Annotated in this window: 11 protein-coding genes and 1 pseudogene; 2 read left to right on the top strand and 10 right to left on the bottom strand. The window is 65.4% G+C overall.

Annotated elements, in window-relative coordinates:
• Positions 1 to 27: 27 nt before the first annotated feature.
• A pseudogene (gene polA, locus QFZ69_RS10020) lies at positions 28 to 2,669 on the bottom strand (DNA polymerase I).
• A gap of 223 nt (positions 2,670 to 2,892) precedes the next feature.
• Between polA and QFZ69_RS10025 the strand changes: the two are divergent.
• Positions 2,893 to 3,357, top strand: a complete 465-nt coding sequence (locus tag QFZ69_RS10025; protein WP_306917768.1) for a hotdog fold thioesterase — start codon at positions 2,893 to 2,895, stop codon at positions 3,355 to 3,357.
• A 34-nt stretch (positions 3,358 to 3,391) separates the two neighbouring features.
• Here the strand turns inward: QFZ69_RS10025 and QFZ69_RS10030 are convergent, their stop codons facing one another.
• The 8 genes from QFZ69_RS10030 to QFZ69_RS10065 all read right to left on the bottom strand — a co-directional run bounded on the left by QFZ69_RS10030 (position 3,392) and on the right by QFZ69_RS10065 (position 16,081).
• Entirely contained in the window at positions 3,392 to 3,943 is a 552-nt protein-coding gene (locus tag QFZ69_RS10030) for a dihydrofolate reductase family protein (protein ID WP_306917769.1), read from the bottom strand.
• Positions 3,944 to 3,985: 42 nt separating this feature from the next.
• The gene (locus tag QFZ69_RS10035; RefSeq protein ID WP_306917770.1) at positions 3,986 to 4,207 is read right to left on the bottom strand and encodes a hypothetical protein; all 222 of its coding nucleotides are present in this window, start codon (positions 4,205 to 4,207) and stop codon (positions 3,986 to 3,988) included.
• Complete coding sequence (locus tag QFZ69_RS10040; protein ID WP_306917772.1) at positions 4,207 to 5,418, bottom strand: inorganic phosphate transporter; 1,212 nt, start codon at positions 5,416 to 5,418, stop codon at positions 4,207 to 4,209. Before QFZ69_RS10040 ends, QFZ69_RS10035 begins: the two co-directional genes overlap by 1 nt.
• A gap of 298 nt (positions 5,419 to 5,716) precedes the next feature.
• The gene (locus tag QFZ69_RS10045) at positions 5,717 to 6,385 is read right to left on the bottom strand and encodes a hypothetical protein (RefSeq protein WP_306917774.1); all 669 of its coding nucleotides are present in this window, start codon (positions 6,383 to 6,385) and stop codon (positions 5,717 to 5,719) included.
• Positions 6,386 to 6,492: 107 nt separating this feature from the next.
• Entirely contained in the window at positions 6,493 to 7,362 is an 870-nt protein-coding gene (locus tag QFZ69_RS10050; RefSeq protein ID WP_306917776.1) for a universal stress protein, read from the bottom strand.
• Positions 7,363 to 7,503: 141 nt separating this feature from the next.
• On the bottom strand, positions 7,504 to 8,817 hold the full coding sequence (locus QFZ69_RS10055; protein WP_306917777.1) for an erythromycin esterase family protein: 1,314 nt from the start codon (positions 8,815 to 8,817) through the stop codon (positions 7,504 to 7,506).
• A 599-nt stretch (positions 8,818 to 9,416) separates the two neighbouring features.
• The gene (locus QFZ69_RS10060; RefSeq protein WP_306917778.1) at positions 9,417 to 14,942 is read right to left on the bottom strand and encodes a fibronectin type III domain-containing protein; all 5,526 of its coding nucleotides are present in this window, start codon (positions 14,940 to 14,942) and stop codon (positions 9,417 to 9,419) included.
• Entirely contained in the window at positions 14,939 to 16,081 is a 1,143-nt protein-coding gene (locus QFZ69_RS10065) for a peroxidase family protein (RefSeq protein ID WP_306917780.1), read from the bottom strand. The genes QFZ69_RS10060 and QFZ69_RS10065 overlap by 4 nt, the downstream gene beginning before the upstream one ends.
• Before the next feature lie 807 nt (positions 16,082 to 16,888).
• On the opposite strand from QFZ69_RS10065, the gene QFZ69_RS10070 reads away from it, so the two are divergent.
• Positions 16,889 to 19,246 (top strand): FdhF/YdeP family oxidoreductase, encoded by a 2,358-nt coding sequence (locus QFZ69_RS10070; RefSeq protein WP_306917781.1) that lies wholly within the window; start codon positions 16,889 to 16,891, stop codon positions 19,244 to 19,246.
• Positions 19,247 to 20,251: 1,005 nt separating this feature from the next.
• Here the strand turns inward: QFZ69_RS10070 and QFZ69_RS10075 are convergent.
• Complete coding sequence (locus QFZ69_RS10075; protein ID WP_306917782.1) at positions 20,252 to 20,569, bottom strand: DUF6457 domain-containing protein; 318 nt, start codon at positions 20,567 to 20,569, stop codon at positions 20,252 to 20,254.
• Positions 20,570 to 20,656: the final 87 nt, after the last annotated feature.

The following is a 20,656-nucleotide window of genomic DNA, read 5'->3' on the forward strand; positions in this document are numbered from 1 at the left end:
CGCCCGGCAAAGCCGGGGCGGAACAGCCTAATGCCCGGCGTCGTACCAGGTGGGGCCGACGCCGATCTGGACTTCCAGCGGAACGCTCTGAGGTCGGCCGCAGCGCCCATCTGTTCGGTGACCAGCCTCTCCACGGCCTCCCGCTCCCCGGTGGCGACCTCAAGGACAAGTTCGTCATGGACCTGCAGGAGCATGCGCGATTTGAGCCCCTGCTCGGCCAGCGCGCCGGAGACGCCAAGCATGGCCCGCTTGATGATGTCGGCGGCCGATCCCTGGATGGGTGAGTTCAGCGCGATGCGCTCCGCGTTCTCGCGAAGTTGCCGGTCCGAGCTGGTGAGATCCGGGAGGTAACGCCGGCGGCCTTCGATGGTGGCCGTATAGCCGTCGATGCGTGCCTGGTCCACGACGCCGCGGAGGTAGTCGCGGACAGCGCCGAACCTGTCGAAGTATTCCTTCATAAGGGTGCGTGCCTCATCCACGGAAATCTCCAGCTGCTTGGAGAGACCGAAGGAGGTCAGCCCGTAGGCAAGGCCGTAGGACATGGCCTTGACCTTGGAGCGCATCGCGCTGGTGACCTCCTCGGTGGGCACATGGAAAATGTTGGAGCCCACGAAGCGATGAAGGTCCTCGCCTTCCCTGTAGGCCGCGATCAGCCCCGCGTCGCCGGAAAGGTGCGCCATGATCCGCATTTCGATCTGCGAGTAGTCCGCCGAGAGCAGGCACTCGTAGCCCTCGCTGACTACAAAGATGCCGCGCACGCGGCGGCCCTCCTCACTGCGGATGGGGATGTTCTGGAGGTTCGGGTTGTTGGACGAGATCCGCCCCGTCGCGGCCACATTCTGCGCGTACGTGGTGTGGATCCGGCCGTCCTCGGCGACGGACTTCTTCAGTGTCTCCAGCATCTGCCGCAACTTGGCGGATTCGCGGTGCGCCATCAGCTGGACCAGGAATTCATGCCCGGTCTTTTCCAGGAGGTTCTTCAGCGAGGCCGCGTCGGTGGTGTAACCGGACTTGATCTTCTTGGTCTTGGGCAGCTGGAGCTCGTCGAAGAGCACCGTCTGCAGCTGCTTGGGCGATCCCAGGTTCACCTCGTGGCCGATCGCGGCGAACGCCAGCTCCTGCGCGTTGTCGATCACCTTGGCAAGATCGGACAGCTGCTCGTCCATCCGCCGCATGTCGATGGAGATCCCGGCGAGTTCCATGTCGGCCAGGACCCGGCTGACCGGAAGCTCGAGGGTGGACAGGAGCTCCTGCGCCTGGCGTTCCTTCAGCTCCGCCTCGAAGTAGCAGCTCAGGGCGTGGACGACGGCGGCAACCTGGACGAGTGCGCCGGCGGCGGCTTCATCGCCATCAAAGTCCAGCTCCAGCTGCCCCGCTTTCGCCGCGGCGGTGGAGATTCCGATGTTGAGGTGGTGCTGCGCCAACTCCGCGAGCTCATAGCTGCGGCGGTCCGGCTCGATGAGATAGCCGGAGATCGAGGTGTCATCCACCACGCCCTCGAGGGCCAAACCACGGGCCGTCAACGCCTTCAGGGCAGCCTTGTACCCGTGCATCACCTTGGCCGACCCAGGGTCCCGGAGCCAAGCTGCCAGGGCGTTCTCGGAGTCGGCGTCCTGGCTGGCCAGCTCGATGTAGGCGGCGGCGCCGTCACGGACGATCGCCAGTGCCGCGGCATCCTCGCCAATCCGGCCCGGGACGAGATCGACGGCTACCGCGGATCGCTGCCCGGCGCCTGCGGCCAGGAAGGCACGCAGCTCAGCCGCCCCGGTGGGGGTCACGAAATGCGGCGTGTCGAGGCTTTCCCGCTCCGCGCTTTCCGGCACCTCATCGCCGTAAAGGGCAAAGAGCCGGCTGCGGATGGTCTTGAATTCGAGGGTGTCGAACAGCTCCTCGAGGGCTGTTTGGTCCGGCCGCGGATCGGCAAGCTCGTCCAGCGTTACCGGGAGTTCCAGATCGGTGTGGAGCCTGTTCAACCGCCGGTTGCGCCTGACCGACTCCACATGTTCGCGCAGGGCGTCCCCCACCTTCCCGCCGATCGACTCCAGGTTCTCGAGGACTCCCTCGAGCCCGCCGTAGAGGTTGATCCACTTGGCTGCCGTTTTGGGACCGACGCCGGGAACACCGGGGAGGTTGTCCGCCGACTCCCCCACCAGGGCGGCAAGGTCCGAGTACTGCGCGGGGCTGACGAAGTACTTCTCCTGGATGGCTGCCGCGTCCATTCGGGGAATATCGCTCACCCCTTTTTTCGGGTAGAGCACGACCACGTTTTCCGTGATGAGCTGGAAGGCGTCGCGGTCGCCAGACACGAGCAGCACCTCGTAGCCGGCCCGTTCTCCCATGGCGGCCAGCGTGGCCAGAATGTCGTCGGCTTCGTAGCCGGGCAGCTTGATCGTCTTGATGCCCCACGCGCGCATGACCTTGTCAATGAGGTCGATCTGGCCGCTCATCTCCCGGGGGGTTTCGTTGCGACCACCCTTGTAATCGCTGTACTCGGCCTTGCGGTGGGTGGTTTCATCCGAGACGTCGAAGGCTACGGCAATGTGCGTGGGCTTCTGTTCCTTGATGAGGTTGATGAGCATGGACGTAAACCCATGGATCGCGTTGGTGTGCTGACCGTTGGCAGTGGAGAACTTGTCCGCCGGCAGCGCGAAGAAGGCCCGGAAGGCCATGGAGTGGCCGTCGAGGACCATCAAGCGGGGCTGGTCCGTGATGGGAACCACCGGCGCCACCGTCGCTGAAACCTCCGCGTCAGAGCGGCGGGGCCTCTGAACCGGTTCAGCGACCAGGACGGATGCGTCCCCTGCCGCTGCTGCGTCTGCCGGGAGGGGGGAAGGGGGGAGGGCGGAAGGGGCAGGTTTGGTAGTTTCACTCACAGGTGCCAGCCTAGTTGGCATGATGGACAATTTCACGCCCGGCCCGTTTGCGGCAGAGCTGGCGGCCGCGGGAGTTCCCGAGGAAATGCATGGTTGGCTCGGCCAGTACGGCGTTGGCACCCTCGTGGTCAAGATGGGGATCCATTTCCTGGAGATAAGCCCCGAGCGCACGGTGGCCACCATGCCGGTGGAAGGCAACACCCAGGTGGCCGGCATCCTGCATGGCGGGGCTCATGTGGTCCTCGCCGAAACCCTGGGTTCCTTTGCAGCCGGAATGCACGCCGGCCCCAAACGCCAGGCCCTTGGGATAGAGGTCGGGGCGACGCACCACCGGGCCATCGCGAAGGGCACCGTCACGGGGACGTGCATTGCCATCCACCTCGGCCGTACCCTCACCACACATGAAATCGTGATGACCGACGAGCAGGGCCGCCGGCTGTCCACTGCGCGCATCACCAACCTGATCCGGGACATCGCCGCGTAAAACCTCAACACCGGCGCCTCAGACCCGCGGCGCCTCAGACCCGCTGACCACCGAAGCCGTAACGCAACTCCAGGATTCCACGGCCCATGGCGTGGGAGGCGATCAACTCCAGCGGCTGCGTCGGGCCGGTCATCGGAAGCACCGCCTTGCCGTTGCCAAGCACCACCGGGATGATCGAGATGATCAGTTCGTCCAGCGCTCCGGCGTCGGCGAACTGCGCGGCGAGTACGCCGCCGCCCACTATCCAGACGTTCCGCCCGCCGGCCCGCTCCTTGAGGTCCTCGACGAACTCCCCGACCGGCCCGCGGACGAAGGTGATGTCGGATCCTTGAGGAGCCGAAAGTTCGTGGTGGGTGAAGACCCAGCACGGCGTGGTCGGATAGGGCCAGTTGCCGGGTTCGTGCTCCATCAGCCAGGCGTACGTTCCGCCGCCCATGACGATGCACCCGACCTCGGCCATGAACGCGTCGTAGCTTTCCTTGCCGCCGGCGAAGCCGTCGAACTGCAACAGCCAGTCCAGATTGTCATCGGCAGTCGCTATGAATCCGTCCAGGGACGAGGCCACAAAGTACTGGAAGCTCGGCATGGCCCCAGCCTAGCGATTCCGGACCGGAGTGCCCAGAGCCGGCTACTTGCTGAAATAGGGAATGATCAGGTACAGCCCGAAGAGGACAGCGACGCCGCACAGGCCGAAGCACACGTAAGACAGCGGCCGCACCCAGCCCGGCCTGCTCTCCTGGATGTCACCGGCAATGGCGGTGAGCCGGACTCCGAGGGAGTAGAGGACGACGACGGTCACCGCGGCGACGAGCGTTGCGCCCGCGACCTGCACGAGTTCCAGCCACTTCATTACTGGCCGCCCTTCGGCTTGTTGTTTCTACGACTGACGGCAATGGCCTTCTTCTTGCGGAAGCGCACGGCCTGGCCGGCTTCTTCGACCTCGACGGCGTTATGGTGTCCCACATGCGACTTCCTCGAGTGGAGGAACATGTACAGCACAGCACCGGTGCCCGCGACGGCGGCGATGACCACGCCGACGACGCCGGTCTTCACCAGGATTGCGGTGAGCGCGCCGACGATTCCGGCGGCCGGGAGGGTGAAGAGCCAGCCGAGCGCAATTTTTCCTGCGGTTCCCCAGCGGACTGACGTGCCGCGGCGGCCGAGGCCCGATCCGATTACGGAGCCGGAGGCTACCTGCGTGGTGGACAGTGCAAATCCCAACTGCGAGGAGGCAAGGATTGCGGAGGCCGTGCTGCTTTCCGCGGCGAAGCCCTGGGCGGGCTTCACGTCGGTGAGTCCGGATCCCATGGTCCGGATGATCCGCCAGCCACCGGCATACGTGCCGATCGCGATGGCGAAAGCGCAGGCGGCGATGACCCAGAACTGGGGACCGGAGCCGGTCTGCTGGGTGCCCGCCGCGATCAACACGAGCGTGATGATGCCCATGGTCTTCTGCGCGTCGTTGGTTCCGTGGGCGAGGGCGACCAGGCTGGAGGTGAAGATCTGGCCGGTGCGGAAGCCGCCGCGCTTCTGGGTGAGCTTGCTGCCGGTTTCCGGGTCGTGGCGTGCGGTCAGCGCGTAGGCCAGCTTCGTGCAGAGGTAGGCGACGCTGGCGGCAATGACCGGAGCGAAGATTGCCGGGAGGATCACCTTCTGCATGAGGCCCTCGAGGTTTATCGAGTGGATGCCGATGCCGGCGATGGCGGCGCCGATCAGGCCGCCGAAGAGCGCGTGCGAGGAACTGGACGGCAGGCCTTTCAGCCAGGTGATCATGTTCCAGAGGATCGCGCCCATCAGTCCCGCGAAGATGATGTCCGGGGTGATCTGAATCCCGTCGGAACCTTCCTTGATGATGCCGCCGGACACGGTCTTGGCCACTTCCGTGGAAAGAAACGCGCCCACCAGATTCAGCACCGCCGCCAGGGCGACTGCCGTTTTGGGTTTGATGGCACCGGTCGCGATGGGCGTGGCCATCGCGTTGGCGGTGTCATGAAATCCGTTGGTGAAGTCGAAGAAAAGCGCCAGCGTTATAACCAGCGCCACCATTACGGTGATTTCCACCTGTTGCCCAATCTGCAGAGTCGACGGTCAGCAGTTTCAGTTATCCGTTGCCGCACAGAGTTAATCCGGTCGTCGACCGGGAGGACTTGCGGCGCTGGGCAAAGTAGCTTGAAACCCTATAGATCGTACGCGGGAATGACAGCAGGGCAAAACAGCAGCTTCTACAGAAATGCCCGCACAGAGTCCAGCTCGGCTCTCGACAGCCCCGTCCGGGGGCGGGGTGAAATCGACAGAGGCGCACCCTCAAGAACGCAGCCCAGGATGTGCCTCCCGCTCAAAATCGAGGTACCAGACGCCGTTACCCCTTTGGCCCGGCTTCCAGCACCCCGGCTATCTTTTCCTCGAGGACCGCCAGCGTGACGTCCGGCAGCACAATCAGGCCGTCCAGCTCACGCCGGGCCCGTTTGTAGGCCGTCTGCCGTTCGGCCGGTGTGGCGGCGGCGTCGGAAGCGATCCTGAGCAGTTTCCGCGCCGTCTCCAGCCGCTCGCGCTCCGGACCGGTGAAGTTGCTGTCTTTGATGCGCCGCGCCTCCCGCTCCGCCACGTCGAAGGCCACCTCGAAGCTGCGCACTGCCGCGCGGTAGTCCATCAACCGGGCCGGCGTGGTGATAGCACCCGGCGTGGCCGGCCGCAGCCCGTCAGCCTCCCGCTTGGCGCGCAGGAACGCCACGGTGAGCGGTTCACGCACATCCGTCATTACGGGGAAATCAATGAGTTTGCCCACGTCCAGCTCGTAGGCCAGCCAGCGCCGGCTCACCTCGTCGTGGGCCGCCAGCAGCGACTGGACCTCGGCCTGGCTCGCCGCCTCGGCTTCCGCCGCCCGGTTGCGCAGCTGGTATAGCTCCACCCGACGGCGGTGCCGGCGTTCGCTCGCCTTGGACCACGAGCGGGCCCAGCCGCCCATCAGTCCGCTCAGCGGAAACACCAGCCACCAAAAATCACTGACGAAATCGAAAAAGGGATCCACCGCATCATCCTCCCACCCGCCGCTGACCGCGGAAACCCCTCTTCCCGGTGGTGGTCCGAGCCTGCATTTCGCCGCCGCGGCCGGACAAACCGGATCCCCACCCGGCGTCAGTCCTCGTGCTGGACCTTATGTAGCCGGGTGACGACGGTGGGGCACGGCACGTGCAGCAGGACCGCGTGGGCGGTTGAGCCGAGCACCAACCGGGAGAAGCCGCCGCGCCCGCGGCTGCCCATGACCAGGAGGCGCGCCCCGGTGGCGATGTCGACCAGCGCCTTGGCTGGCTCGGTGTCCGTTTCCAGGCGCTGGTGGATCGTCAGGTCGGGATACGTCTCACCCAGTCCGACCACGGATTCGGACAGGACGACCCGTTGTTCCTCAATGATGGTTTCGGCGAGTCCGCGCGACGGCAGCTGATTCTCAAACCACCGGGCGGGACTCTTGAACGCAAGCACCACGGTCAGCTCATCGCCGCCGCGGTCGGCTTCGGCGGCAGCGAACCGGACTGCCTGCAGCGCCTCCTCCGAGCCATCCACGCCGACGACGACGCCCCTGTCCCCGGTCCCCTGCCCGGCCGGGATGACGGCGACCGGGCTGTCCGAAGCGGAAGCGATCTGCAGGGCACGGTCCTTCAGCGGCCCGCCATCCATCCAGTGCCTGTCATGCGCGCCGACCACCACCATCGACGCCTCCTTGGACGCCTCCCGCAACGCCGCGCCGACGCTGCCATGACGAAGCTCCACCTCCACCTTGACGTCAGGGGCCTGCGCGGTGGCGGTGGACTGTGTTTTCTTGAGCAGGTCCATCCCCGATTCCCGGATGAGCTCCTGGTACTGAAGCTCCGGGGACATCCAGCGGTCGTCCACCGCGTGAATGATGATGAGCGGAAGCCTGTGCCGCGACGCCCGCTGGAGGGCCCAGGCCAAAGCAGCCTGGCTTCCGGCAGAGCCGCTGATCCCGACGATGATTGGTTTGTTCATTCTGAGCTCTGCTCTTCTCCGTAGCACGGTGGCGTTTGCAGCGCATGACACGTCCAGCGGCGCCAACGGTCCGCCGGCACTCCAGTGTGCGCCGCCAGCCAGCTGCGGGGTCAGGGCCTTAAGCCCCGCACGCTTTGCGGGCTAAAAACCCGTGGGTTCGGTCTCGAATTCGGCGTGCCGCGCGGGTCCTTCATGGTGCAGCGGGCGCAGGGCGGCGGTGTGCTCAAGCCAGACCAGCGCGTCGTAGCGTTCACCCATCACGGTGGGGACGTAATTTCGCGACTCCCGTTCCGGGTGGTAGACCACGCCGATCGCACGGTGGCCGAGCCGGCTGGCGAGCCACGACCCGGTCCTGTCTTCGCCGAAGTCCAGCACCGCAGGGACGCCCAGCGCCTCGTGCAGGAAGTCCTCGTGACTGCCGGACCGGGCCGGGGGTACGGGCAGGATCCGCTCGGGGCTGCCCCAGTTGCCGGCAGCGATGACCTCGCCTCGATGGGAGGCGAAGCCCACCAGCATCACGCCCTCCGCGGCGTGCCGTTCGCGCAGCAGTTGCCCCAGGTTGACCAGTCCGTCCTGGGCCATGTCGGTGGCCCGCGCGTCCCCGATGTGCGTGTTGTGTTCCCAGATGATGCCCTTGGATTCCGGACCGAGGTGCGTGCTGAGCCGGTCTACCGTGTCAGCCATATGGTGGTCGCGGATGTTCCAGGACTGCCGGTCACCGCGGACCATGATCCGGTAGTAGTGCTCCGCGTTCGCGGCTACCTCCGCGTTCTGGACGGCATCGAACGCCTGTTCATCATGGTCGCCCGGCGAGGACACCCGGTTCCTGACCTCCGCGAGGAGGGCGACGACGTCGGCCTCGCAGGACTGCGGCACCAGCCGCGCGCTCCGGGCGTACTCGTGCGGGTCCTCGTGGTGCGGCACGAAGCATTGCCACGCCCGCAGGGCGGTGGGGACGGCCTCTGGGACGTTCCCTTCCAGCCAGCCGATGATCTCCCGGAGCGACTCCCACAGCGAATAGACGTCAAGCCCGTAGAAGCCGACCCGTTGACTCATCGGACGGCTAAGATTCCAGCCGCGCAGCCAGTCCAGGAACGACGCCACTTCTTCATTCGCCCACATCCACGTGGGCCACCGTTCAAACCCCGCGAGCAGGGCGTGGACGCCCTGCTCCTGCCCGCTGTAACCCCGGACCCAACGGTTAATCCGCCAGCAGTCCGGCCAGTCCCCCTCCACCCCGATCCAGTTGTAGCCCTCCTCCGCGATCAGGCGCCGGCTCAGGGTATCGCGCCAGGTGTAGAACTCGTGCGTGCCGTGGGAGGCCTCGCCGATGGCGACGTAGCGGCTCTCTGCGGCGCGCCGGACGAGCCCGTTGAAGTCCTGGTCAGTCCGGAGCGGACGGGCGAGGGCATGGATCTGTGCCAGCACGGAGGCCTTCGGGACCGAGGGACTCATCGAGGCTCCTCAACGAAGATGTGTTCCAGAGGCAGGGGCACCCGGGTCGCAAGTCCAGCTCGCGCCTCAACAACGCGCCTCAACAGGCGGCTCCGCTGCGCACGCGGCCTGGGTACACCCAGCTTGCGCCGAAGACGGGCCCGAACCTAGGGCCGAAAGTCACGTGCGCCCCCAGGACCTCGGGCTGTGGCGACAGAACGATCCATCGGGCGGCGCGGGCGGACCTCAAACTTCCAAAGGGCCCGCTCGCGCGTTACAGTCGGGGCCTCATCGCTCCGCACGTGAGGCGGAGCCGGACACAGCGGAATCCCACGGCGCCAAGGAGGAATGCCCTCGGCGCCGCGGGATCGTTTGATGTTCTGAGACCTTCCGCGTCCCGGTCCACACGGCCGGCGACGCAGGCGCCCGGGTACTGACCACCCGGGTTGCTGCTGGTGTTTTCCGGCCGGGTACTTGATACCTGCCGGTGATCTACTTATGCGCGGGATGGTGGGCCTGATGGTGAGTCCAGTGCCGTGTCGAACAAAAACCCTTCCGAAAACGAAGACACCGGCCGGCGGGCCGTGGTGGCCCGCCAGCCGGCAGTCTCATACTGCTGCCTAGAGCGCCGATCCGGTCGTGAACGTCCACGTCCGGGTGGTCAGCGGGTTGCCGGCCGTATCCCGGACAGCAGCCGTGCCACCCGTGATCTGGACGCGGTACTGGGTGCCTGCGGCCAGGGTTGCGGACGGGTTGATCGTCAGCACCCTGGTCAGGGGGTTGAAGGTGAGCGCCGAGGTTACGACCGCACCGCTGGCGACATTCGTGATCTGCACTGTACTGGTTGAGAACCCCGTGATGATCTCACTGAAGGTCGCCGTGACGTTGCTGTTCCGCGGGACAGCTGTGACAGCCGACGTCGCCGTGACCGTTGGCGCCGGACCGGTGAGGAACGACCAACTGCTCGCCGCCATCGTGTTGCCCGCTGCGTCGCGGATTCCGGAGGCGGTAGCCGTGTACGTCCGGTCGGCAAGCAGCGTCGCGGTCGGGTTCAAGGTAGCAACCCGGGTCGTGGCGTTGTAGGACACGACGGCGGGAATCACCGTCGTGTCGAGCCGAAGCACGATGTTGGTGCTGTTGACTCCGGTCACCGGTTCGCTGAAGGTTGCCGTGACGTCGGCTACCTGGCTCACCGAACGGGCGCCCGTTGCCGGGGTCCGCGCCGTTATCGTCGGAAGCACAAACTCCGCGCGGGGGGTCACAAACAGCAACGTTGTAGCCGAAGCTGCTCCGGTGCCGGCCGCATTGATGGCTGCCACGTCGAACCTGTAGGAGTTCCCATTGGTGAGTCCGGTGACCACTGCGCTGCCGACGTTGCCGGTGACCGTCTGGGTCCTGGACAGCGTCGTTCCGGCGTAAGCCCGCACCCGGTAACCCGTGATCGCCGAACCGCCGTTGGAGGCCGGGGCGGTCCATCTCACGGTTGCCGAAGCGACCCCGGCCGTGGCCGTCCCGATGGTCGGAGCCCCGGGGACGGTCACCGGCGTTGCCGGTGCTGCCGGCGTTGCCGGGTTAGAAGCAGCCGAGGCAGCTCCCGTACCGACGCCGTTGGTGGCGGCGACGTCGAACGTGTACGCCGTGCCGTTGGTGAGCCCGGTGACCACGACGGTGCCTACGTTTCCGGTCACCGTCTGGGTCCTGGCCACCGTGGTGCCCGCGAAGGCGCGCACCTGGTAGCCGGTGATCGCCGAACCGCCGTTGGAGGCCGGTGCGGTCCAGGTCAGGGTTGCCGAAGCGTTCCCGGCCGTTGCCGAACCGATGGTCGGGGCTCCGGCGAGGGTCGCCGGCCTCACCTGGTTGGAGGCCGCCGAGGCCGCCCCCACGCCCACCGCGTTCACCGCGGCCACGTCAAAGGTGTACGCCGTGCCGTTGGAGAGCGCCGTGACTACGACGGTCCCTACGTTCCCGGTGACCTCCTGGGTCCTGACCACCGTGGTGCCCGCGAGGGCGCGCACTCGGTACCCGGTGATCGCCGAACCGCCGTTGGAGGCCGGGGCGGTCCAGGTCAGGGTTGCCGAAGCGTTCCCGGCCGTTGCGGTACCGATGGTCGGGGCTCCGGCGAGGGCCGCCGGCGTTGCCGGATTGGAAGCAGCCGAGGCAGCTCCTGTGCCGGCTCCGTTGATGGCTGCGACGTCGAACGTGTACGCCGTGCCGTTGGTGAGCCCGGTGACTAGGACGGTACTGATGTTTCCGGTGACCGCCTGGGTCCTGACGAGCGTTGTGCCGGCAAAGGCCCGCACACTGTAACCGGTGATCGTCGAACCGCCATTGGAGGCCGGGGCCGTCCAGGTCAGGGTTGCCGAAGCGTCCCCGGCCGTGGCTGTACCGATGGTCGGGGCCCCGGCGAGGGCCACCGGTGTGGCGAGGTTGGAAGCAGCCGAGGCCGCTCCCGTCCCCACGGCGTTGATGGCGGCCACATCGAACGTGTACGCCGTGCCGTTGGTGAGCCCGGTGACCAGGACGGTGCCGACGTTTCCGGTGACCGTCTGGGTAGCGGCCACCGTTGTGCCGGCGAAGGCCTGCACCCGGTAGCCGGTGATCGGGGATCCGCCGTCAGAGGCGGGAGCGGTCCAGGTCAGGGTTGCCGAAGCATTCCCTGCCGTCGCCGTTCCGATCGCCGGGGCCCCGGGGGCCGTCGCCTCGGCCAGCAGCGACGGCGTCACTGCGTTGGAAGCGGCGGAGAAAGGGCTGGTTCCGTGGTCGTTGGTAGCGGCTACCTGGAACTTATAGGTGGAACCATTGTTCAGGCCGGCTACCACCAGGCTGGTGGCGTCAGCTGGCGCGGTCCGTGGCGTGCCAACTTCGACACCGGCCGGGTCCGTCGTGACGTCCAACACCCTCACGGAGAAGCTGTTGGCGGTACCGACGGTCGGAGCCGTAAAGTTGACCGTTGCCCGGCCGTTGCCGGCCGTTGCGGTGCCGATGGCCGGTGCGTTGGGAGCAACGCTGTCGGAGAACTGGAGTACCTCGACATTGCGGAGGGTATCCGTACCATCGATGCCTGCCCCGTTGTGGACCACCGTGGTGACCGACCCGGGCGAGCCGAGGGCGGCGTCGACAGGGGTCGTGGTGACCGTGTAGTTCGCCCGGACATCCGAGAAGACCGCCGTGTCGGTTCCGCCGGAGCCGGTCAGGATCTCCCGGACGGCCACGATGTTTCCAGGGTCGACGGTGCCGGCAAAGACAGCTTCCTGGAGCGTCGGCCCGGTCAGTGCACCGTCGCCGTCACGAAGGTACTGCGTGGTCATTCCCGTGGCACTGCCGATCTCGGTCGCCGCGACGGCGGCGTCCGTCCGAACACTCAGGCGGACATTGAAGTAGGCGTCACCGTCGATGATGTCGTCGAAGCCGCGTCCCTCCATCAGGTCGCTGCCGCCACCGCCGAGGAGGATGTTGCCATCGCCCCAGACGTTCGGACCGCTCAGGAGCGGGCAGTCGTTCGATGCCGACGCCGCAACTACGGAACCCAGCGGAGTGTTCAACGGCGGCACCAGTGCGTCGAGGCCGGCGATGCGGTCAAGGCCTGCCTGGTCCAGCACATCGCACCCGATGAACCCGCCGCCGCCTACGGCCTTGGGATCCAAGTCGTCGCCACGGAGCGTGTCATTCAGACCCGCGCCGGACAGCGCCTCAACCTCGTTGAACTTGTCGCGGACACCGGCCTGCAGGATGTCCAGCGGAGCGATCGGGAGGGCCAGGTCAGCATCCTGTGGCTGTGGGTCACCCTGACCGATCTCCCAGTCGTAGCCCGAGGCTCCGGCGACCTTCTCGACGCCCGGACCGGCAACACCGACGTCGTCGCCGCCTTCCATGTCGTAGTCGTCGTCACCGCCCTGGCCGATCAGGATGTCGTGTCCGGGCTTCTGGGAGTCGTCCAGGAAGAACAGGTTGCTGCTGTCCCCGATCATGAGGTCAGGTTGGTCCCCGCCCTCTTCCCAGTCGTCGCCGCTGTCGCCGAAGGCGGCATCGATACCTTGACCGAGGCTAATGAAGTCGTCGCCCACCCCACCGAAGGTCTCGTTGGCGTTGGCACCACCGTTCGTGAAGTCCTTGCCATCGCCACCCATGATGATGTCGAGGCCCGGGCCGGCGTTGATGGCGTCGTTACCGGGACCGCCCTTGTGCACGTCGTCGCCGGCAAGGTCGGTGATGATGTCATTGCCTTCGCCGCCGAGTGCGACGTCGGCTCCGTCACCACCTTCGATGATGTCGTTGCCGAGTCCACCCCAGAAGGTGTCGCTGTCGTTTCCACCGGAGACGCGGTCGACGCCGGCAGTGCCGTTGTAGACGCTCTGTCCGTTGATCCCGGAGGGATCGATGGTGTTCCTCGCACGATACTTGATCGTGCCGTCAGGCATGCGGATCAGCAGATCCGGCTCGCTGCATTCCGAATCCGGGTCGTCTGCAACCCTGTTGCCGCCGGAGTCAATAAAGCCCTGGGCAGTCCCCGCCAGCTTTTTCAGCTCGAACTTGCAGTCCGCCGTGGCGAACGCATCGGCCTTCAGAGTATGCGCGTTTGTGTTGCGCATCATCAGCTCGGCGAACGAGTTGCCCTCGAGTTGCGTCCTCAGGTTCATGCCCGGGGTGCGCGCGAGATAGTAGAGGCGGTCGCCGTTCTGAAGGTCCGTGAGTTGGTTCTCGAACACGTAGTTGAAGGTGCTTCCCAGCAGGCCACCGAACACAACCGTCTGCTCCGCGAGTCCGCCGATCCAGAGGTCGACGTTGTCCAGGCCGGTAACCGACTTGGTGCCGTCGTTGGCCCAGGGGCCGATGCTGTTCATGAAGTCGGCAGCATCAGCAGGAGCAACGTCCCCGGCTGTGACATCAGGGCTGACAATCGCCCGTGCAGCCGCCCGCCGAGAGGCCAGGGTTGCCGGACCGTCGTCGGGAGTTCCCACGGTGACATCCGGACCGGCGTCCGTGAGGATCGTCGGGTGCTGTCCGTAGGCCGCGACGAAGTTGACGAGTGACTCAGGGTGCTTGATTCCCTCCCCGAAATCGATCCAGTTGGTGTAGGGCTTCAGCTGCCCGTCGTTTGTCGCGTTGAACAGCTCCCGCCGAAGTGCATTCAACCGCGGGACGCCCTCGGACCGGGCCCGCGTCATGTTGATCGTTGCCAGGTCCAGCGGCAGGCCCAGCAGGTTGTTGCGCAGCGTCTCGGTCACGAACTCATCGAGTTCGTTACCGACCTGATCGGACATGCCCATGATGATGCTGCCCGCAGCCTCCTCGGAGGTGAGCGGACCGGCAGGGCCGCCGTCGGTGTACTCCGGAGGGTTGAGGAACCCCTCGAGCAAGGAGACGTCGTTCTTAGTCCCCAAGATGTCGTCGGACGTGCCGAACTGGTCGTCGCCGCCGGGCCTGTCCTCGTTTCTGCGGTCGATCGTCTCGGTCAGCATGGAGTGGCCGAAGCGGTACACCGCGTGCGCAAACTCGGCCTTGACCGCCGGGTTGAGCTCCGTCTGAGTGAACGCAAACGGCTCGAAGGGGTTGATCGCCGGCTGGATCTTGCGGGCGAACTCCTCGAACACGAGGTGCTGGTACTCCATCTCGGTGATGAACCGTGCCGCCTGGAAGAGGCGCTCACCGTTCCAGTCGGCCGCGCCCGCTGCCGACTGCCATTCGGCCAGGGCAGCTACCCCGCGATCTGAGGTGTCGGTGGTCAGCACCCTCTTGATGTCGTCGACGAGCCGGTCGTGCTCCGAGTGGAACACCTGGTGGATTGCCGTCAGGCCGATGTTCTCGTTGACGCGCCCGTCACCGGCGGCGAAGTGGGCGTCGAGCATCTCGTTGTCGTATGTGCCTGCGGGCTGGTTGGCGAAATCTGCCGAGGCCGATTCATCGATATCGGGAGTCAGGCAACCGGCCGGGTCCCGAGGCTCGACATCGGTAGCAGTGAGGCAGGGCTTGCCCGGGTCGGCGTTGTGCGCGATGTCTGTCAGGAAGGGCGTTTCGAAGTACTTCACGTCGGTGGGAACCTTCACGGGGAAGGCAAGGTTGCCTTCCACCAATCCGTGCCCCGTGACGTACTGCGGCAGTCCGTTGTCGCCGGGGATGAAATTCCCGTACGCGTCGGCAGCGATCATCGGGTGTTCGTGACGTCCTTGTCCTCGAGCTGGAGGCCGAGGAGTGTTCGGGCCTGTTCCTTCACCGTGTGCCAGGTGGCCATGCCATTGGCGGCCTTGGTCCCGGCGATGCCGCCGAGCAGCTTGCCGGTGGAGACCGGCTTGCCGGCGGGGTTGTTGGCGTACTCCCGCAGGAACACCTGGTGGGAGGAGTGGGACGTGTAGGTTTGGCTTTGATCAACCAACGGCGTGTCCGTGTTGAGTGCGTTCTGGACGTCGTCGGCGCTTTCGTCGGCAGGCGTCAAGGGATTGTCGCCAGCGACTCCGTCCGGGCCGGGCTGGTTCTTGCCCCGGGTCAGCACCATGAACCGCAAGTCCTGCCGCAGATCGTCGGTGTTGCCGAAGATGTGGTCCGGGCCAGCGACCAGCGGATCGTCGTCCTTGAGGGGAACAAATACCGTCCCGCCGCCCTTGACAGTCTGGTCCACACCGTGGTCGAAGAACTGACCGAACAGGGTGAAGAGGGAGTTGTAGGGCGGGGAGAGTCCGACGTCGGTGGTGACGTTCGGGATGAACATAGTCTCTCCCGCCGGGACACAGTCTGCGACCGGCGGGTCGGGCTGGGGAACGGGGCACTGGACAACGCCGGTGTTGCCCTGGGTCCGCACCGGATTGCTGGCGGCTGCCACTGCGGCAGGATTGCTCGCGGTCTGGTCCACGATCAGGTTGCTGATCGTCCGGGGCTCAGAGTCGAAGACCAAGCCCTTCTTTTGCGCATACGTGCTTGTACCTGGCGGGCCGAAGCCCTCGGGCACTGCCTCGGCGGCCTTAAATTCGGGCTTCGCAAGGCGCGGGAACGTCTGATCAGCAGCGCCGAACGTTTCCTGGCCGGCCTGAATGTTGGTGCACGAGCCGTCCACCGTCCGCAGCCCCGCGGAGACGAGGGGGTTCGGGATCTGACTGGGCCCGGTGCCGACGAGGGCGCCGCACGGCCCGGTGGCCAACGTGGTGTTGGCCACGTGGGCTTCGGCGATCTTGATCTGCTTGAGGATGAACGCCAGGTCGGACGCCGTGACGGTGAAACCCGCGCCAGCCGGGGCGACTTCGGCGCTGGCCGTCACCGCCGTCGTGGCGAGTCCGATAAATCTGAGCAGCGCCATTGCTGTCCCTGCCGCAACTATGCGGGTCGGCTTGCCGAAGACACGTCTTTGGCCCTCGACCTCGTGCTCGCGAACACATTCATGTCGCACCTGTCTCTTTAGAGTGAATGATGATGCAACAGTGCTGGGCATTTCTTGGAGAAATCTTGAAGGAGCTAGTTTCCAGCAATCCCGACCGAAATATGACAATTAAGTCGCGCGGAAGAGGCCTATTCTGCACCCTTCATTATCGGTCGAAGGCCCGTATTCGCAGGTAAAAGAAAGGGAAGTAATTGTGACTTCCTACTGGGGAAAATGGCGTCCTGTCCCTTGAAGATCTGCCTGAAGTGCGCTTCTTCCATGGTGCACGAGTAGTCACTACCCTAATTCAGCGCCATGATCTCCCGAATACTTGGAGAACGAAACCCGGCTACTGGGAAATTGAATTCTTACCAAGTGGTCCACAGGTTTCAGGTCCCCGCTCCGAATTCGAGGCTGCGGTCGAACGAACTACCCGCCGGGCCGGAGGGATTCCAGTCACCTCATGGATCATGAATTACCGCCGGACCGCAGCCGCCCGGAACACCATGGCGGAAATAGAATACTTGCCAACCTCGAGCGGCCCTGGCCCGATCAGACACGGTACCGCCCCTCCCGTTATCGGGTCCTTCGGCTGCTCACTGGACACCAGGCGGAACCGCAGTGCCGCCGTCGGCGCCTGATTCCTTGCGGCACTCCGGAACAGCTGATAGGCCTGAGGGTATGGTGCGCAGTGGTAGCCGAGCGCACCATCCAAACCCCGAGGTGTTTGTAGAAGGGAAGTTCGACGTGACGCGCAAGAATCCTCACGTGGAGGAAACTGACGAAAAGGACCTTGAAGTCGGCCACGGCCCGAAGGATTGGGCCGCCGGAATCCCGGGCGTCCTGCACTCCATGAAGCCCGCGATCGAACACATGGGTCTGAACCGCACGCGTAAGACCGTCCTGGCGATGAACCAGAAGGACGGCTTCGACTGTCCCAGCTGCGCCTGGCCGGATCCGCACCACCGTAAGGCCTTCGAGTTCTGCGAGAACGGCGCCAAGGCTGTCACTTGGGAGGCGACGCCGGTGGTCATCGCCCGGGAGTTCTGGGAAGAGCATTCGGTGACCGAACTGCGCGGCCGCTCGGAGTACTGGCTGGGCATGCAGGGCCGGCTCACCGAGCCGGTCTTCAAGGCCGCTGGCGAGGATCACTACAAGCCGGTCAGCTGGGACGAAGCGATCCGCATCGTCGCGGACAAGCTCACCAGCCTGGAGTCCCCGGACCACGCCGCGTTCTACACGAGCGGCAGGACGTCGAACGAAGCAGCCTTCCTCTACCAGTTGCTCGTCCGCGGCTACGGCACCAACAACCTCCCGGATTGCTCCAACATGTGCCACGAATCCTCGGGCTGGGCGATGGGCCAGACCATCGGCATCGGAAAAGCCACGGTGTCCTTTGACGACTATGCCAAAGCGGACCTGATCATCATCATGGGCCAGAACCCCGGCACCAACCACCCGCGCATGCTCACCGAGCTGGAGGCCTGCAAGGAAAACGGGGGCGAGATCGTCGCCGTCAATCCCCTGCCGGAGGCCGGCCTCCGCCGGTACAAGAACCCGCAGAAGGTCAAGGGCATCGTTGGCCGCGGTACCGAGATCGCGGACCAGTTCCTGCACATCCGGATCGGTGGCGACATGGCCCTGCTGCAGGCGATCTCCAAACGTGTGTTCGACGCCGAGGAACGTAACCCGGGGACTGTTCTGGACCACGCCTTCCTGACCGAACACTGCGAGGGCCTGGCGGAGCTCAAGGAACACCTCGGCCGCCTGGATGAGCAGTCGGTACTGGAAGCGACGGGGCTCCGCGTCGAGGAAATCGATGAGCTCGCCGCCCGGTACCTGAAGGCCGAGAAGGTCATCATCACCTGGGCCATGGGCATCACGCAGCAGAAGAAGGCCGTGGCGACGATCAAGGAAATCATCAACCTGCTCCTGCTCCGCGGCAATATGGGCAAGCCGGGAGCGGGCGCCTCCCCCATTCGAGGCCATAGCAACGTCCAGGGCGACCGCACGATGGGCATCTGGGAGCAGATGCCGCAGGCCTTCATGGACGCGCTCGGCAAGGAGTTCGATTTCGAGCCGCCGCGCGAACACGGGGTGGACTCTGTGGAGACCATCAGCCGGATGCGCGACGGCGGGATCAAGGTCTTCGTAGCGCTCGGCGGCAACTTGGTGGGCGCCATATCGGACACCAACGCGGCGGAGTCGGCCATGCAGAACACTGAGCTGTCCGTCCAGATCTCCACGAAGCTCAACAGGTCCCACACGGTGACCGGTGCTGCAGCCCTCATCCTCCCGACGATGGGCCGGACCGAGATCGACATCCAGGAGTCGGGGCAGCAGTTCGTGTCCGTCGAGGACACGGTCTGCGCCGTCCACCCGTCCTGGGGCAGCGTTGAACCGGTATCCCATAATCTCCTGTCCGAGCCGGCGATTGTCAGCCGCCTCGGGAAGGCCGTGGTCGGCAATCGGATCAAGGCCGACTGGGATGGCTTCGAGAAGAACTACGACCTCATCCGGGACCACATTTCGCGGGTCGTGGGCGGCTGTGAGAACTACAACGAGCGGATCCGCCACGAAGGCGGCTTTGTCTTGGCGCATGGCCCGCGGGATTCCCGCACTTTCCCGACGCCGACCGGCAAAGCCGTGCTGACGGCCAACACCCTGAAACACGTGGAACGGCCAGAGGGCACGCTGATCCTGCAGGGCATCCGCTCCCACGACCAGTTCAACACCACCATATACGGCCACAACGACCGCTACCGCGGCATCAAGAAGGGGCGCCACGTGGTGTTCGTGAACCCGGACGACATCGCCGAGCTGGGGTTGGCCGACGGGATGTTCGTCGACATCCGCAGCGAGTACAAGGACGGCGCGGAACGTATGGTTCGAAAGTTCCGGGTGGTCTCCTACCCCACCGCCCGCGGCTGTGCGGCCGCCTACTACCCCGAAGCGAACGTGCTGGTGCCGCTGAACCATACGGCCGAGGGCAGCAACACCCCGGTGTCCAAGGCGGTGATTGTCCGGCTCGAACCCAGTCTGGACCAGTCACCGGACGGTTCCGCTACGCTGGCGTCCGGCGCGACGCCTCCCGCGTCACCCTGACCCTCCGCGGGACATGCCCCACCGGGGTCACCTGCTACCCCGCGGGACATGCCCAGTCCTGGCCGCGGGCACTGGACATATTGCCAACTTGTCCATCCGCCGCGGTGAAGGGAGGGCATGTCCCACGGGGGTGACTTGCTGCTCCATGGGACACACCTAACCAGGGTCACCTCCTACTCCGCGGGACATGCCCAGTCCTGGCCGCGGGCACTGGACATATTGCCAACATGTCCATCCGCCGCGGTGAAGGGAGGGCATGTCCCACGGAGGTGACTTGCTGCTCCATGGACACGCCCAACCAGGGTCATCTGCTACCCCGCGGGACATGCCCAGTCTTGGCCACGGGCACTGGACATATTGCCAACATGTCCATCCGCCGCGGTGAAGGGCGGGCATGTCCCACGGAGGTGACTTGCTGCTCCATGGGACACCTAACCAGGGTCACCTGCTACCCCAGGGGACATGCCCAGTCCTGGCCGCGGGCACTGGACATATTGCCAACATGTCCATCCGCCGCGGTGAAGAAAGGGCATGCCCACGGAGGTGACTTGCTGCTCCATGGGACACGCCCAACCAGGGTCATCTGCTACCCACGGGGGACATGCCCAGTCCCGGCCGCGGGCACTGGACATATTGCCAACATGTCCATCCGCCGCGGTGAAGGGCGGGCATGTCCCACGGAGGTGACTTGCTGCTCCATGGGACACCTAACCAGGGTCACCTGCTACCCCAGGGGACATGCCCAGTCCTGGCCGCGGGCACTGGACATATTGCCAACATGTCCATCCGCCGCGGTGAAGAAAGGGCATGCCCAACCAGGGTCACCTGCTACCCCAGGGGACATGCCCAGTCCTGGCCGCGGGCACTGGACATATTGCCAACATGTCCATCCGCCGCGGTGAAGGGAGGGCATGTCCCACGAGGTGACTTGCTACTCAGTGGACATGCCCCACCAGGTCACCCGCTACTTCACGGGACATGCCCAGTCCTGGCCGGCTAGTGCGGCTACTGTGCCCGCTTGGCCCAGCCCTTTTCGTCGGGGCCGCCGGATTCGCCGTGCTTGCACAGCTCGAGGACCTTGTTCGAAGCGGCGTCAGCCGCTTCCTTGGTGCTCTTCCTGCCGTCGGTCGAAGCGGTGCCGGCAGCGTAGCCGACCAGGAACGCGCTGATGGCGTCCGCATGAGGCCCGACGGCCTTCGTGGATTCATCTGCTACCTGGACGATCTTCTCGTGGTCGACGTCCAGATCAAGGATCTGCAGTGCTTGGATCAGGCGGCCGCTCCAGTGGCGCAGTGAGCTGTCTTCATCCCGGGACAAGGTCATTGGTACTCCTCTTCGTAAGGTGCATGAGTCGATCGTCTACCCCACTAGGGTTAGCACCGAGACCGTGCGGGTGCAATGCGCCACCGC

Source organism: Arthrobacter sp. V1I7 (assembly GCF_030817015.1).
GTDB lineage: Bacteria > Actinomycetota > Actinomycetes > Actinomycetales > Micrococcaceae > Arthrobacter.

Bases quoted from the DNA above. Each gene is read 5' to 3' on its own strand.
- QFZ69_RS10025 (WP_306917768.1), top strand. From the start codon at position 2,893: ATGATGGACAATTTCACGCCCGGCCCGTTTGCGGCAGAGCTGGCGGCC.
- QFZ69_RS10030 (WP_306917769.1), bottom strand. From the start codon at position 3,943: ATGCCGAGCTTCCAGTACTTTGTGGCCTCGTCCCTGGACGGATTCATA.
- QFZ69_RS10035 (WP_306917770.1), bottom strand. From the start codon at position 4,207: ATGAAGTGGCTGGAACTCGTGCAGGTCGCGGGCGCAACGCTCGTCGCC.
- QFZ69_RS10050 (WP_306917776.1), bottom strand. From the start codon at position 7,362: ATGAACAAACCAATCATCGTCGGGATCAGCGGCTCTGCCGGAAGCCAG.
- QFZ69_RS10055 (WP_306917777.1), bottom strand. From the start codon at position 8,817: ATGAGTCCCTCGGTCCCGAAGGCCTCCGTGCTGGCACAGATCCATGCC.
- QFZ69_RS10060 (WP_306917778.1), bottom strand. From the start codon at position 14,942: ATGATCGCTGCCGACGCGTACGGGAATTTCATCCCCGGCGACAACGGA.
- QFZ69_RS10065 (WP_306917780.1), bottom strand. From the start codon at position 16,081: ATGGCGCTGCTCAGATTTATCGGACTCGCCACGACGGCGGTGACGGCC.
- QFZ69_RS10075 (WP_306917782.1), bottom strand. From the start codon at position 20,569: ATGACCTTGTCCCGGGATGAAGACAGCTCACTGCGCCACTGGAGCGGC.